Raw genomic sequence first — 288 nt, forward strand, 5'->3', positions numbered from 1 at the left:
GTTCAAGTCCAGGTTGAGGAGCCACATAAGATAAGCCTGCAAATATTTGCAGGCTTTTTTTTTCTGAATAACGATACTTCAATTAATTTATTGTAATGACTTAAAGCACAATTTTTCAATAGCTCAGTTGGTAGAGCAACGGACTGTGCTTAAATAAAACGAGCGTTTGTCCCTGGTTCAAGTCCAGGTTGAGGAGCCACATAAGATAAGCCTGCAAATATTTGCAGGCTTTTTTTTTCTGAATAACGATACTTCAATTAATTTATTGTAATGACTTAAAGCACAATT

Annotated in this window: 1 tRNA gene; it reads left to right on the forward strand. The window is 35.1% G+C overall.

From position 1 onward, the window contains the following. Positions 1 to 112 precede the first annotated feature (112 nt). Positions 113 to 199: transfer RNA gene (locus H4J73_RS06725), tRNA-OTHER, on the forward strand. Positions 200 to 288: the final 89 nt, after the last annotated feature.

It is taken from the genome of Colwellia sp. MB3u-41 (assembly GCF_014076845.1).
Taxonomy (GTDB): Bacteria; Pseudomonadota; Gammaproteobacteria; order Enterobacterales; family Alteromonadaceae; genus Colwellia_A.